This is a genomic window from Dactylosporangium sp. CS-033363, from assembly GCF_050942475.1.
Taxonomy (GTDB): Bacteria; Actinomycetota; Actinomycetes; order Mycobacteriales; family Micromonosporaceae; genus Dactylosporangium.
Genome location: NZ_CP192032.1, coordinates 6,552,261 through 6,565,603, shown reverse-complemented (window position 1 = coordinate 6,565,603; position 13,343 = coordinate 6,552,261). Strand labels below are relative to the sequence as shown.

The 13,343-nt window shown below is 74.2% G+C and carries 9 protein-coding genes; 6 read left to right on the top strand and 3 right to left on the bottom strand.

The window, feature by feature from the left end; all coding sequences use genetic code 11:
- Nucleotide 1: 1 nt before the first annotated feature.
- Together ACQPZ4_RS30320 and ACQPZ4_RS30315 are read right to left on the bottom strand one after the other, a co-directional pair.
- Complete coding sequence (locus ACQPZ4_RS30320; protein WP_433042762.1) at nucleotides 2–1,165, bottom strand: HAMP domain-containing sensor histidine kinase; 1,164 nt, start codon at nucleotides 1,163–1,165, stop codon at nucleotides 2–4.
- Nucleotides 1,162–1,809, bottom strand: coding sequence for a response regulator transcription factor (locus ACQPZ4_RS30315; RefSeq protein WP_433042759.1), 648 nt, complete (start codon nucleotides 1,807–1,809; stop codon nucleotides 1,162–1,164). The genes ACQPZ4_RS30320 and ACQPZ4_RS30315 overlap by 4 nt, the downstream gene beginning before the upstream one ends.
- Nucleotides 1,810–1,897: 88 nt before the next feature.
- Here ACQPZ4_RS30315 and ACQPZ4_RS30310 point away from each other — a divergent pair, with 88 nt between their 5' ends.
- The 4 genes from ACQPZ4_RS30310 to ACQPZ4_RS30295 are packed head-to-tail and all read left to right on the top strand — an operon-like array spanning nucleotide 1,898 to nucleotide 5,524.
- Complete coding sequence (locus ACQPZ4_RS30310) at nucleotides 1,898–2,614, top strand: hypothetical protein (protein ID WP_433042756.1); 717 nt, start codon at nucleotides 1,898–1,900, stop codon at nucleotides 2,612–2,614.
- Entirely contained in the window at nucleotides 2,611–3,678 is a 1,068-nt protein-coding gene (locus ACQPZ4_RS30305) for a peptidoglycan-binding protein (protein ID WP_433042754.1), read from the top strand. The genes ACQPZ4_RS30310 and ACQPZ4_RS30305 overlap by 4 nt, the downstream gene beginning before the upstream one ends.
- Entirely contained in the window at nucleotides 3,675–4,355 is a 681-nt protein-coding gene (locus tag ACQPZ4_RS30300) for an ABC transporter ATP-binding protein (protein ID WP_433042751.1), read from the top strand. Before ACQPZ4_RS30305 ends, ACQPZ4_RS30300 begins: the two co-directional genes overlap by 4 nt.
- A complete protein-coding gene (locus tag ACQPZ4_RS30295) occupies nucleotides 4,352–5,524 on the top strand; it encodes an ABC transporter permease (protein WP_433042748.1) in 1,173 nt (390 codons plus the stop codon). The genes ACQPZ4_RS30300 and ACQPZ4_RS30295 overlap by 4 nt, the downstream gene beginning before the upstream one ends.
- Before the next feature lie 10 nt (nucleotides 5,525–5,534).
- On the opposite strand, the gene ACQPZ4_RS30290 is transcribed toward ACQPZ4_RS30295, so the two are convergent.
- Nucleotides 5,535–6,347, bottom strand: a complete 813-nt coding sequence (locus tag ACQPZ4_RS30290) for a hypothetical protein (RefSeq protein ID WP_433042745.1) — start codon at nucleotides 6,345–6,347, stop codon at nucleotides 5,535–5,537.
- Between the two features lie 233 nt (nucleotides 6,348–6,580).
- Between ACQPZ4_RS30290 and ACQPZ4_RS30285 the strand changes: the two genes are divergently transcribed.
- Both ACQPZ4_RS30285 and ACQPZ4_RS30280 read left to right on the top strand, forming a co-directional pair.
- Nucleotides 6,581–9,808, top strand: coding sequence for a DNRLRE domain-containing protein (locus ACQPZ4_RS30285; RefSeq protein ID WP_433042742.1), 3,228 nt, complete (start codon nucleotides 6,581–6,583; stop codon nucleotides 9,806–9,808).
- A gap of 5 nt (nucleotides 9,809–9,813) precedes the next feature.
- Nucleotides 9,814–13,332, top strand: a complete 3,519-nt coding sequence (locus tag ACQPZ4_RS30280) for a LamG domain-containing protein (RefSeq protein WP_433042739.1) — start codon at nucleotides 9,814–9,816, stop codon at nucleotides 13,330–13,332.
- Nucleotides 13,333–13,343: the final 11 nt, after the last annotated feature.

Here is a 13,343-nt window from a genome sequence, read left to right as displayed (position 1 = left end):
CTCAGCCCGGCAGCGTCACGGTGACGCGCAGGCCGCCGTCGGGCCTCGGCGTCGCTCGTACCGCGCCGCCGTGGACCTGGGCGATCGAGGCGACGATGGCCAGGCCGAGGCCGAACCCGTCGGTGCCGGTGCGCTCGTGCAGGCGGCGGAACGGCTGGAACAGCTCGCCGATCGCGCCGGGCTCGACGGCCGGTCCCTGGTTGGCCACCTCGAGCCGCGCCTGGCCGTCCACTGTGGACGTCGTGATCCATATCGTACCGCCGGCCTCGTTGTAGCGCACCGCGTTGTCCACGAGGTTGGCGGTGAGCCGCTCCAGCAGGATCGGGTCGCCGGTGGTGAGGGCCGGCTCCAGGGCGCTCTGGAACTGCCGGTCGCGGCGGTCGGTGCCGTCCAGCACGTCCTCGGCGACCGTGGCCAGGTCGGTCGGCTCGCTGGCGTGCAGGCCGCCGTTGCTGCGGGCCAGGGTCAGCAGCGCCTCGATGAGCGTCTCGGCGTGCTCGACGGCGGCGCGGACGTCGCGGGCCATGCCGACCATCTCGGCCTCGGTCGCGTGCGGCTTGGCCAGCACCACGTCGACGCTGGTGCGCATGACGGTGAGCGGGGTGCGCAGCTCGTGGCTGGCGTTGGCGATGAACTGGCGCTGCCCCTCGAAGGAGCGCTGGAGCCGGTCGAGCATGCCGTCGAACGTGTCGGCGAGCTCGCGCAGCTCGTCGCGGGGGCCGCCGAGGGCCACCCGGGCCGAGAGGTTGTGCTCGGTCGCGGCCCGGGCGGCCGTGGTGAGCCGCTGCACCGGGCGCAGGACGCGGCCGGCGACGAACCATCCCGCGGCGGCGGACAGCAGCGTCGCCGCGCCCAGGCTCAGCCCGGACTGCCACAGCAGCGCGGCGAGGGTGGCCTCCCGCTGGGACTCGACGCCGGCGATGAGGCCCTCGTCGTACGCCGCCTGGCACTTGCCGCGCAGGTTGGCGTCCTCGGTGGGACCGCCGTTCAGGACGCGCTTGCACGCGTCGATGAACTCGGGCGGCGGGGCGTCCGGGCCGTACTCGGTGACGGTGGTCCGGCTCAGGTTGGCGGCGAGCAGGCCGTAGGTGATCGCGATGAGGGCGCCGCCGCAGAGGACGAACAGCAGCGTGTACAGCAGCGTCAGGCGGATGCGCAGGCTCACATCCGGTAGCCCTTGCCCACGACGGTCTCGATGAGCGGCGGCGCGCCGAGCTTGCGCCGCAGCCGGGTGAGCGTGACCGAGACGATGTTGCTGAACGGGTCGACGTGCGCGTCCCAGACGTGTTCGAGCAGGTCCTCGGCGCTGACCACGGCACCGTCGGCGGCGATGAGCAGCTCCAGGACGCCGAACTCCTTGCGGGTCAGCGACAGCGGCCGCCCGGCGCGGGTGGCGCGGTGCCGGGCCCGGTCGACGGTCAGGTCACCGCGGCGCACGACCGGCGGCGCCGACGGGGCCCGCCGGGCCAGGGCCCGCACCCGGGCGACCAGTTCGTGGAACGCGAACGGCTTGCCGAGATAGTCGTCGGCTCCGAGCTCGAGCCCGTCGACCCGGTCGTCGACGCCCGAGGCGGCGGTCAACATCAAGATCCGGGCGCCATCGGTACCGGCCAGTGCCCGGCAGACCTGATCACCGTGCACGACGGGCAGGTCGCGGTCGAGCACCACGACGTCGTAGCCGACCTCCGCCGCGCCGCTCAGGGCCGCGGCGCCGTCGTGCACGACGTCGACGGCCATGCCCGCGTCGCGCAGGCCCTCCCCGATGCGCGCCGCGAGCGTCACGTGATCCTCGACCACCAGCACCCGCATGCCGACCATTGTGCGCTGTCCCGGATGACATCCGTCCGACATGGCGGGTAGCGGTCGTGTCATCACCGTGCGCGTACACCTGGCGCCCATGAGAATCGTGATGCTCGGCGCCGTCCTGATGCTGGCGGCCTGCAGTGCGAGCCCGTCGCCGGGCGTGCCGAGTCTCGGCGGCACCGCCGGCGCGGCGCCGCCGACCGCGGGTGGCTGCATCGGCGCCGCGGACGGGCTGAACCAGCTCATCGGGGACACGGGGCAGAGCCCGGCGCCCGGCGCGAGCAAGCCGGCCGGCGACGGCGGGGCCCCGAACAAGGACCTGGGCTACCAGCCGACGTGCGCGGGGGCGACCGGTGACGCACGCCGGAGCGCGCTGCACGCGGCGGCCGACTGCATCCGCCAGCACGGCATCTCGACGTACAAGGATCCCGTCCTCACCGCCGACGGGCACGTGTTCACCGACTCGCGCAGCCTGCACAAGGCCGACGGGGACACGGTTCTGGCGGCCGCACAGGCCTGCCACGACCTGATCGTCGCCGCCGACCTCGTCCCCGACGCGCAGGCGCCGGCCCCGCCGGCGCTGGTCCAGGCCGGGGTCAAGTCCGCGCGGTGCATGCGCAGCAACGGCCTGCCGAACTACCGCGACCCGTCCGCCAACGACGAGTTCACCCCGGGACACGGCTTCGGCGTGCACCCCGAGGACCTGCCCGGCGACAAGACGGATCCGACGGTGCAGCACGCGCTGGAGGCCTGCCGGACGGTCCTGGACGCCGAGGCGCAGGCATCGAGCCTGGGGAGCCTGGCGGGATGAACCGGCGCGCACTGCTCACCTCGGCGGCCGCCACGGTCGCGGCCGGCGCGGCCGGTGGCTGGTTCGTGTGGCGGTACCCGGGCGGGGCGGCACCCGCCGCGGCCGAGGTCCCCACGACGACGGCGAAGGTCACCCGCACCGACCTGTCCAACGGGACCCAGGTGTCCGGCGCCCTCGGGTACCGCGGCGCCTACACCGTTCTCGCGCAGGGCGCCGGCGGCACGGTGACCGCGCTGCCCGCCCCCGGCGCGGTGATCGGCCGCAACGACGCCGTGTACGAGGTCGACAACCGGCCGGTGCGGCTGTTCTTCGCCGACCGCCCGGCGTTCCGGCCGTTCGCCTCCGGGATGACGGCGGGCGTGGATGTCCGGGCGCTGGAGGAGAACCTCAAGGCGCTCGGCCTTCTCGCCGCCGCCGACGCCACGTTCACCGGCGCCACCGCGACCGCGATCCGGCGCTGGCAGCGGGCGGCCGGCCAGACCGTCACCGGCCGCATCGAGCTGGGCGAGGTCAGCTTCCAGCCGGGCGCGATCCGGATCAACACGGTGACCGCCACGCTGGGCGCCGAGGTCCACGGCGGCGAGCCGATCCTCACGGCGACCTCGACGACGCCGGTGGTCACGATCAACGTGCCGGCCGGGCAGACGCACCTGGTGCACCCCGGCGACAAGGTGAGCGTCACGCTGCCGGACCGGCGGCGGGTCGGCGGGACGGTGGCGTTCCTGTCGCCGGTCGCGGACCAGCAGCAGCAACAGGACCCGTCCGGCCGCGGCGGCCCGGTCCTGGTGCCCGGCATCGTCACGCTCGACGACCAGCAGGTGGGCACGAACCTGGACCGGGCCCCGGTGCAGGTCGGCATCACCGATCAGACCGTGACCGGCGTCCTGGCCGTGCCGGTGACCGCGCTGGTCGCCCTGGCCGGCGGCGGTTACGGCGTCTACCGGCGCAACGGCACCGAGCGCACCCTGCTCGCCGTCACCCCCGGCCTGTTCTCCGACACCCTCGTCGAGGTCCGCGGCGACGGGCTGCGCGAGGGCGACGACGTGGAGGTGCCGGCCTCGTGACCCCCGCACTGGAGCTCATCGGCGTCGGCAAGACCTATCCGCCCCCGGCGCGCGTCACGGCACTGTCCGATGTGGATTTCATCGTGTACCGCGGGCAGAAGGTCGCCATCACGGGCGCCTCCGGGGCCGGCAAGTCCACGCTGCTGAGCATCCTCGGCACCCTCGAACGCCCCAGCAGCGGCACGGTCCGCATCGCCGGCACCGACACCTCGGCCATGCGCGACGCCCAGCTGTCCCGCGTCCGGGCGTGGCACATCGGCTTCGTCTTCCAGCAGTTCTTCCTGCTCGAGCACCTCACCGTGCTGGACAACGTGGCCACCGGCCTGGTCTACCGCGGCGTCCCGGCGGCCGAGCGGCGCAGGCGGGCGGCCGAGGCCCTGGACCGGGTCGGGCTCGCCGGCCGCGTCCGCCACCGTCCCGCCCAGCTCTCCGGCGGCGAGCGCCAGCGGGTCGCGATCGCCCGCGCCGTCGTCGGGCGCCCCGCGGTCGTGCTCGCCGACGAGCCGACCGGCAACCTCGACTCCGCCAACGGCCGCGACGTCGTCGACGTGCTCGCCGCGCTCGACGACACCACCGTCGTGCTCATCACCCACAACGCCGACGTGGCGGCGGCGATGCAGCGCCAGATCCACCTCCGCGACGGCCGGATCGTGCACGACTCGGACGCGGCCGCGTGAGGGCCCTCGACGCGCTCGCCGCCGGTACCGCCGGCCTGCGCGCCCGCCGCGTCCGCGCCACCCTCTCGGCCCTGGGCATCGCGATCGCCATCGCCGCGCTGGTCGCCGTCCTGGGCGTCGCCGAGTCCTCGAAGCGGCAGCTGCTGGACGAGCTCGGCCGGCAGGGCAACCTGCTCACCGTGGCCACCGGCAAGACCTTCGACGGCAGCCCCACCCCGCTGCCGCTCACCGCGCAGCCGATGATCGCCCGCATCCCGCCGGTGCAGTCGACCACCGCGGTCGGCAACATCGACGGCGCGACCGTCCGCCGCACAGATCTCATTCCGCCGGTGAACACCAACGGCATCAACGTGATGGCCGCCCAGCCGTCCCTGCCGCAGACCCTCTCGGTCCGGATCCTGCGCGGGACGTTCCTCGGCCCGGTCGCGGAGCAGTACCCGCAGACCGTGCTCGGCTGGTCCGCCGCGCGCAGTCTCGGCATCGACCGGCTCACCGCGCAGACCCAGGTGTTCATCGCCGGCCGGTACTTCACCGTGGTCGGCATCCTCGCCCAGGTCGAAGTCGCCCCGGAGATCGACACCGCGGCCCTGATCAGCTACGGCGTCGCCGATCGGCTCTTCGGCCTCGGCGGCGTGCCGACGCGCATCTACCTGCGCGTCGACCCCGACCAGGTGGCCGCGGTGACCGCCGTGCTCGGGTCCACGGCGTCGCCGGAGAACCCTCGGGACGTACAGGTGGATCGCCCTTCGGACGTGCTCCTGGCCCGCATCCAGGCGAAGGAGACGTTCGTCGGGCTGTTCCTCGGCCTCGGCGCCATCGCCCTGCTCGTCGCGGGCGTCGGCATCGCCAACATCATGGTCATCTCGGTGCTGGAACGGCGCGCGGAGATCGGCCTGCGGCGCGCCCTCGGGGCCAGGCGGCGGGACGTGGCCGCGCAGTTCCTGCTCGAATCGGCGCTGCTGGCGGTCATCGGGGGCGTCGCCGGGATCGGGCTCGGCTGCCTGGCGACGCTGGTCGCGGCCCGGCTCGGCGGCAACCCGGTGGCGATCCCGCCGCAGGCACCCGCCGCCGGCCTGGTCGCGGCCCTGCTGGTGGGCGCCCTGGCCGGGCTGTATCCAGCGGCCCGCGCCGCGCGGCTGCCCCCGGCGGACGCCCTGCGGACGCTGTAGGCCCGACCCGCTACTGATTGTTGAGGACGTCGTACAGCGTCGCGGGGGCGTCGATGACGTCGCCGGCGGCCGGTGCGGTGGCGGTGACCGGCTTGCCGAAGTCGGCGAAGGTCACCGTCGTCGTCGAGGCCTCGGAGTCCGCGTAGGCGGGGACGTTGACCGTCAGCTGTGCGAGGTGGCCGGCGGCGTCGACGGTCGCGGTGAACGGTACCGCCTTCGCCGCGTCGCCCAGGCCGCTGGTGAGGGCGGAGTCGTCGAGCGGGCCCCAGGCCTTCTTGGTGAGGTCCAGGGTGCCGGTGAAGGACCTGCCGTCGCTGCTCTGCACGCCGGCGATGCTGGCCGGCATGTCGGCCAGGCCGATCGGGTCCTTGGCGTTGCCGAGGCCGAGGGCGTTGTCCTGGGAGATCTTCGCCGGGTCGGCCCGGAACCACTTCGAGCCGTCGACGCCGGGGATCGGCAGGCCGCTGATCTTCACGAAGTAGCCGCCGGCGACGAGCAGGCTCTCGACCGTCAGGTTGGTGCCGGCGTCAGCGCCGGTGTCGTCGAGGCCGACCGAGAGTTTGCTGGTGGAGGTCGACGAGGCCGGGTCGATGGCGCCCTCGATGGAGCCCTGCGTCGCGGGGTCGCCGGCCTTGAACGTGTACGCGGCGGCGGCGGTCTTGGCCGCGGCGGCGGAGAGCTGCTCGGCGGCGCCGGCCGCCTTCGTCGTCGCGGCCGTGGTGGTGGCCGGGGCGGTGGTGCCGGCGTCCTCGGTCTTGCTGCCGCATCCGGCGACCAGCAGGACGCAGGCCGCGGCCAGCCAGGCGCGTCGTGTCATCCGCATACGGATCACGGTATCGGGCGATTTGCCCGGTAAGCGGGTTTCGGTGGTCTCGCAACGGGATGGCTCCCTCGTCCGAACGGCTCGGTTGGGCCGACCGTTCGGGTGGCCATCGACCGGTTGACGAGCCGTCACTACGGAGCGCCACAACCGTACAGTGGCACTGGCCCATTGACGCTGGGAGTTCGACGCTCTTAACTGTCCGCCAACACGAACTCACGGGGGAAGTGCGTTCAATGGTGCCTGTATTCGGCGCGTCCTCGCGCGCCCGGAAGTCGCGGATCGCCGTCACCGTCCTCGCCGTTGTCGCATCGATGCTCGTCGCCGTCGGTCCCTCGGCCGCGGAGCCGGGCGGCAGCCGGGGCGGTGACCAGGAGCAGGCCGTGGCCGGTCCGGTCGTGGCCGAGGCCCGCGCGGCCGAGCTGTCGCCGGCCGAGCGGCAGGCCGCCGCCGCGGCCCGGCAGAGCGGGCAGCGCGTGCTGGTCGAAGCCCTCACCACCGAGCAGACCCAGGTGTGGGCGCTGCCGACCGGCGGCTTCGAGGCCCGGGTGGGCGCCGCGGTCGAGCGGTTCCGCCGCGCCGGGCGGTGGGTGGAGGTCGACCACACGCTGGTCGCCCGGCCCGACGGCCGGGTCGCGCCGAAGGCCCACCCGCGGGACCTGGTGCTGTCCGGCGCGACCGGCGACGCGGGCGCCACCCGCGAGCTCGCCTCGATCGCCACGGCGGGCGGCCGGGCGGCGTTCGACTGGACCGGGCCGCTGCCGGCGCCGGTGCTGGACGGCCCGCGCGCCACCTACCCGGAGCTCTTCCCCGGCATCGACCTGGTGATGGAGTCGACGTCGGAGGGCGTGGAGCAGTTCTTCGTGGTGAAGAACCGCGCCGCCGTGAAGTACGTCGGACGCCTGCCGGTGACCGCGCGCGCCGACGGCGCCGTGGAGCAGCGGGCGGAGGCCGACGGCGGCGTGACCCTGCGCGGCCCGGGCGGCGCGGTGCTGGCCCGGGTGCCGCAGCCGGTCATGTGGGACTCCGGCGAGGACGCCAAGGCGCCCGGCCGCCCGGCGCGCGCCCGGCAGAAGGCGGTCACGCTCGAGCCCGACGGCGGGGCGTCCGCGCGCCGGGGCGCCTTCGGCCTGCGGCCCGACACCGCCTGGATGCTCGACCCGGCGACGGTCTTCCCGGTCGTCATCGACCCGGTCCTCAACGGCGTCGCCTCCACGTTCTCCACGTCGGTCGTGGAGGGCGGCACCAACGACATGTCGGCCCAGGGCGACCTGTGGTTCGGGCAGATGGGCGGGTCCAACCCGCGGATCGCCCGGGCGTTCGTGCAGTGGCCGTCGGACGCGTTCGCCGGCAAGCAGATCGTCTCGGCGTCGGCGAACTTCTACAACTTCTGGTCGGCCAGCTGCCAGCCGCGCGCGTGGCAGGTGTGGACGACCACGCCGGCCTCGGCGGCGACCCGCTGGACGAGCCAGCCCAGCTGGCTCGACGCCGACGCGGCGACGCCGGGGGAGCAGCCCGAGTCGGTCTCCACCGCGACCACCGGGTTCGACACGACCTGCAACGACGGCTGGATCGCGATCGACGCCCGCGGCTTCTTCCAGCGGGCCGCGACGGCCGGGCAGACCGTCGCCCACATGGGGCTGCGCGCCGAGGACGAGACCGATGCGCTGGGCTGGAAGCAGGTCCGGTCCCGCAACTGGACGTCGAACACGACGCACCGGCCGTACGTCAACGTCACCTACAACGCCTACCCGGGCGTGACCGCGCGGTCCACGACCCCGGCCACGACCTGTGTCACGGGCACCGGCCGCCCGGCGCTGCAGACGCTCACGCCGGCCCTGTCGGCGACGGTGGCCGACGGCGAGGGCACGCCGATGACCGTCACGTTCGAGTGGCGGGTCGCCGGCGCCGCGCAGCCGCTCGGCAGCGCGGCCAAACCCGGCATCGCCTCGGGTACCGCGGCATCGCACACCTTCGCGGCCGGCGACCTGATCGAGGGCGGCAAGTACTCCTGGCGGGTGCTCGTCTCCGACGGCACGGTGACCACCGCGACCGCCGCCTGCGAGTTCTCGGTCTACCTCACGGCCCCGCCCGCGCCCGGCTGCGAGAACGGCGTGGCCGGCGACATCAACGGCGACGGCGTGCGCGACGTCGTCATCACCGACCCGCGCGCGCTGGTGAACGGCGACTACAACGCCGGGCAGCTGACCGTCGTGGACGGCGCGACCGGGGCGAGCACGATCGTGCACCAGGACCTGGCCGAGATACCCGGCGACGCCGAGCCCGGCGAGCGCTTCGGGCAGGCGATGGCCGTCTACGACGCCAACCGCGACGGATGCGCGGACGTCGCCGTCGGCGTGCCGTACCAGGACGTGGCCGGTCTGCAGGACGCCGGCGAGGTCCAGGTGCTGTTCGGCTCGCCGGCCGGGCTGGGCAAGGGCCCCGCGGCGCTGACGTACGCCCAGGGCAGCGGCGGCACGCCCGGCACGCCCGCCGCCTTCGACTGGTTCGGCTACTCGCTGGCCGCCGGGCAGACCGCGGCCGGTGAGCCGTACCTGCTCGCCGGCGCGCCCGGCGAGGACATCAGCGGCAAGGCCGACGCCGGCGTCGTGCATTACTTCCGGGGCGCGGCGCGGCTCGCGTTCGACCAGAGCGCGGCGGCCTGGGCGCCCGAGCTCGACGACCGGTTCGGCTACCAGCTCGCCGCCACCGCCGAGCACCTCGCGGTGACGTCGCCGGGCGAGAACGAGTTCGCCGGCGTGGCCTTCGTGTTCCGCCACCCGGTGGGCACCGCCCAGCCGGCGTCCGCCGGCATCGTCAGCCAGGACACCCCCGGCGTGCCGGGCGACCCCGCCGCCGGGGACATGTTCGGCAGCTCGGTGGCGATGGCCCCGTACTGGCCGGCCGGCGACTCGATCCTCGTGGTCGGGGCGCCCAGCGACGACCCGGGCGGCGTCGTCGACGCGGGCGCCATCCACCAGTTCCGGGTCACCAACACCGAGGTGACCCACCTGGCGACGGTGACCCAGGCGACCGCCGGGATCTCCGGCGACAACGAGGTCGGCGACCTGTTCGGCCAGGACGTCGTCGTGGTCAACACCGACCCGTCGGTCGCGCCGAGCGCGCAGACGCTCCTGGTCGCCGTGGGCACGCCCGGCGAGGACCTCTCCGGCGCGGACGACGCGGGCGAGGTGCGGGTGTTCGCCGCCGGCACCACGTCGGGCCTGGCCGACACCACGGTGTACCGCAAGAGCGGCAGCCTCCCGCACGGCCCCGGGCGGATCGAGCTGATCGGCTCCGCGCTCGGCAGCACCCCGGCCGAGCTGCTGGTCTCCTCGCCGTACTCGATACGGGCGGTGTACGCGATCCCGTGGTCGGCGCTCGCCGCGGGCAACGCGGCCCCGACCCGGACCTGGACGGCGCCCGCGGGCACCGCGACCGCCTTCGGCCTGCAGGCAGGGTGATGACGATGACCAAGCGCAAGCAGGTGCTCACGCGCGCCGGGCTGGCGTTCGCCCTCGCGCTCGGGGTGGGGCTCACGATGGGCTCGCAGGCTCCGGCCCCGCCGGGCGCGCCCGATCCCGGTGCCCTCGTCGGGCAGCAGGAGACGATGCAGCAGACCGAGGTCGCCGCGGTCGCCATGGCGAAGAGCAGCGGGCGGGCGATCGAGGTCGGCGCGTACCGCGGCGAGCGCCGGGACATCTGGGCGAACCCGGACGGCACGTTCACCGAGAACATCCACCAGCAGCCGGTCCGCACGGTCAAGCAGGGCAAGTGGGTGACGCCGGACGCGACGCTGGTGCGCGGGGCCGACGGCTCGATCGCCCCGGCCGCCGCCACGTTCGGCCTGCGGCTGTCGGGCGGCGGCTCCGGTCCGCTGCTCGTCGCCGACCGCGCCGGCCGGTCGATGAGCCTCGGCTGGCCGGGCGGCCCGCTGCCGGCGCCGGTGCTGGACGGCGCCACGGCGACCTACGCCGAGGTCGCGCCCGGCGTCGACCTGGTCGTGAACGCGGGCGTCGAGACGTTCTCGCACGTGCTGGTGGTCAAGACGGCGGAGGCGGCCCGCCGCCCGGAGGTCACCGCGCTGTCGATGTCCCTGGCCACGGCCGGGCTGTCGCTGCGCGACGCGGGCGACGGGCGGCTCGCGGCGCTCGACTCGGCCAGCGGCGGGCGGGTCTTCGAGGCGCCGGCGCCGCTCATGTGGGACAGCGGCGACGCCGTCGCCGAGCGCCGGCTCGCCGAGGCGGGGGAGGCGTCGGCCAAGCCGGCCCGGGGCGCACCGCAGACGGCCCGCAAGGCCCGGCTCGCGACCAGGGTGGAGGGCGGCAGGTTGCACCTCACGCCCGACCCGGCCCTGCTCGCCGATCCGGCCGCGCGCTTCCCGCTCTACATCGACCCGGTGTGGACGACGACGAGCCGCACCTTCTGGACGATGGTCGACTCCGGCTACACCGCCGAGGAGTACCCGAACTTCGACGGCAAGACCGACGAGCGCGCCGGCTACTGCCCGCCCGACTCGACGTGCAACAACTCGAAGATCAAGCGGCTGCTGTACGCCCTGCCGGTGAACCTGGCCGGCAAGACCGTGAAGAGCGCGCAGTTCCAGGTGTCGCTGGCCCGCGGCTGGAACACCACGGCCCGCAACATCCAGCTGTACGGCATGGGCGGCGGCATCAGCGGCGCCACCAACTGGGGCAACATGCCGGGCTGGAGCCGGCACCTGTCGACCAGGTCCCTCGGCGCCGAGCAGGCCTGCACCTCCAGCGCCCGCAACTCGGTCTTCGACGCGACCTCCGAGGCGCAGCTCGCCGCCGGCGGCAACTGGTCGTCGATCACGTTCGGCATCAAGGCCGAGAACGAGAGCAACAACCAGCACTGGAAGCGGTTCTGCAACAACGCGATCCTGGTCGTGAACTGGAACCGCGCGCCGGACCGGCCGGTGCTGTCGAACCTGACGCTGTCGCCCGGCGGCAACTGCGCCTCGGGGGCGAGCCGGCCCTACGTCGACACCCCGCCGCGGCTCTCGGCGGTGCTCACCGACCCCGACCACCTCGCCGAGGCCGGCGACGTCGAGGACCTGCTGGCCGAGTTCCGGGTGGAGTGGACCCCGCCCGGCGGGAGCCTGCAGACGGTGACGTGGCAGTCGTCGTGGAAGTCCAGCGGCTCCCGGTTCGACTACACCGTGCCGTCCACCATCCCGCAGAACGTGCCGATCGCCTGGGACGTGCGGGCCTCCGACGGCGAGACGTGGGGCGCGTGGAGCTCCGACGGGCAGTCGAGGTGCGAGTTCGTGTACGACAACACGACCCCGACGCCGCCCCTGGTGAGCTCGCCGGAGTTCCTGTCCAAGGACCTCGTCGACTGCTCGACCTACACCGACGCGACCTGGCGGGACGGGGTCGGCGTCTACACCACGTTCACGTTCGACTCCGCGGCGACCGACGTGGTCGCCTACCGGTACGGCATCAACACCAACCCGTCGCCGAGCAACGTGCTGACGCCGGCGACCGACGGCGGCCCGGTCCAGCTGACCTGGCTGGCGACCAAGGACGGCCCGAACTTCGTCACCGTCCAGGCCGTCGACCGCGCCTCGAAGGCCAGCGCGATCGCAAGCTGCACCTTCCGGGTCAGCGCCGGCCGCGCGCCGGTCGCGGTCTGGGGCCTGAGCGACGCGTCCGGCTCGACGGTCGCGGCCGACGAGAAGGGCACGGCCCCGGCCACCGTGCAGGGCACCGTGGCCTTCCAGGCGGCCGGTCCCGGCGGCCCGGCCGACCGGGCGGCCACCTTCGACGGCTCCACCGGCGCGCTGCAGACGAACACCGACGGCTTCATCGACACGTCGAAGAGCTTCGCGGTCAGCGCCTGGGCGCGCCTGACGAACACCGGCCAGAGCCGGACCGTGGTGTCGCAGGACGGCAGCGGCGAGTCCGGGTTCACGCTCGCGTACGACTCCGGCTCCGGCAAGTGGCAGTTCATGATCGGGTACAGCGACGTGGACCCGCTGAGCCGCTGGCGGGTCGTGAGCTCGGCCGCGGCCCAGGTCGGCGTCTGGACCCACCTCACGGCGGTCTACGACGCGCAGACGCAGACGATCCTGCTGTACGTCAACGGCTCGGCCGTCACGTCGGCGCCCCGCCGCTCGGCCTGGGCCTCGCACGGCGCCGTGCAGATCGGCCGGTCCATGGACAAGTCCTGGTACAAGGAGCACTTCCACGGCGACATCGCCGAGGTCACGCTGTTCAACCGGCTCGTCGTGCCGGCCGAGGTGGCCAAGCTCGCCGAGCTCAAGCCGACCCGGCGCGGCTACTGGCAGCTCAACGCCCAGACCGGCGGGGTGAGCCCGGAGCTGGCCGGCGGGCCGGGGCTGACCCTGGCCGGCGGGGCCGCGATCGCGCAGTTCGACCTGTTCGGCGATCCCCCGGTGTTCCCGATGGTCGGGCAGGGCGAGCTGCGCCTGGACGGTACCGACGACTTCGCCTCGACGGCCGGGCCGCTCATCGACACCGACCGCAGCTTCACGGTGGCGGTCCGGGCCCGGGTGGCCTCGATCGACCCGGGGCCGGCGATGGCGGTGCTGTCGCAGCAGGGCACCCAGTCCAGCGGGTTCATCGTGCGGCGCAACGCCGCCGGGCGCTGGGAGCTGGCGCTGCCCGCGACCGACACGGCCGGGGCGGCGGTGGTCACGGCGGCCGACGACCAGGCGCTGCCGAACACCAACCTCGAGGGCCAGCTGCTCGTGCTGACCTACAACGCGCTCACCAACGAGCTGCTGCTCTACGTCGACGGGCAGCTCGCCCAGTCGGCGCGGGCGACCCGGGTCACCGCCTGGGACGCCAACGGCGGCCTGCAGGTCGGCCGGGCGTACCTCGGCGGCCAGTGGCGCGAGCCGTTCGCCGGCGCCGTCGACGAGGTCCGGGTCTACTCCGGCGTGCTCGACGCGACCACGATCCAGCAGCTCAACCAGATCACCGAACTGAACGACCTGTGAGAAGAGGGCCC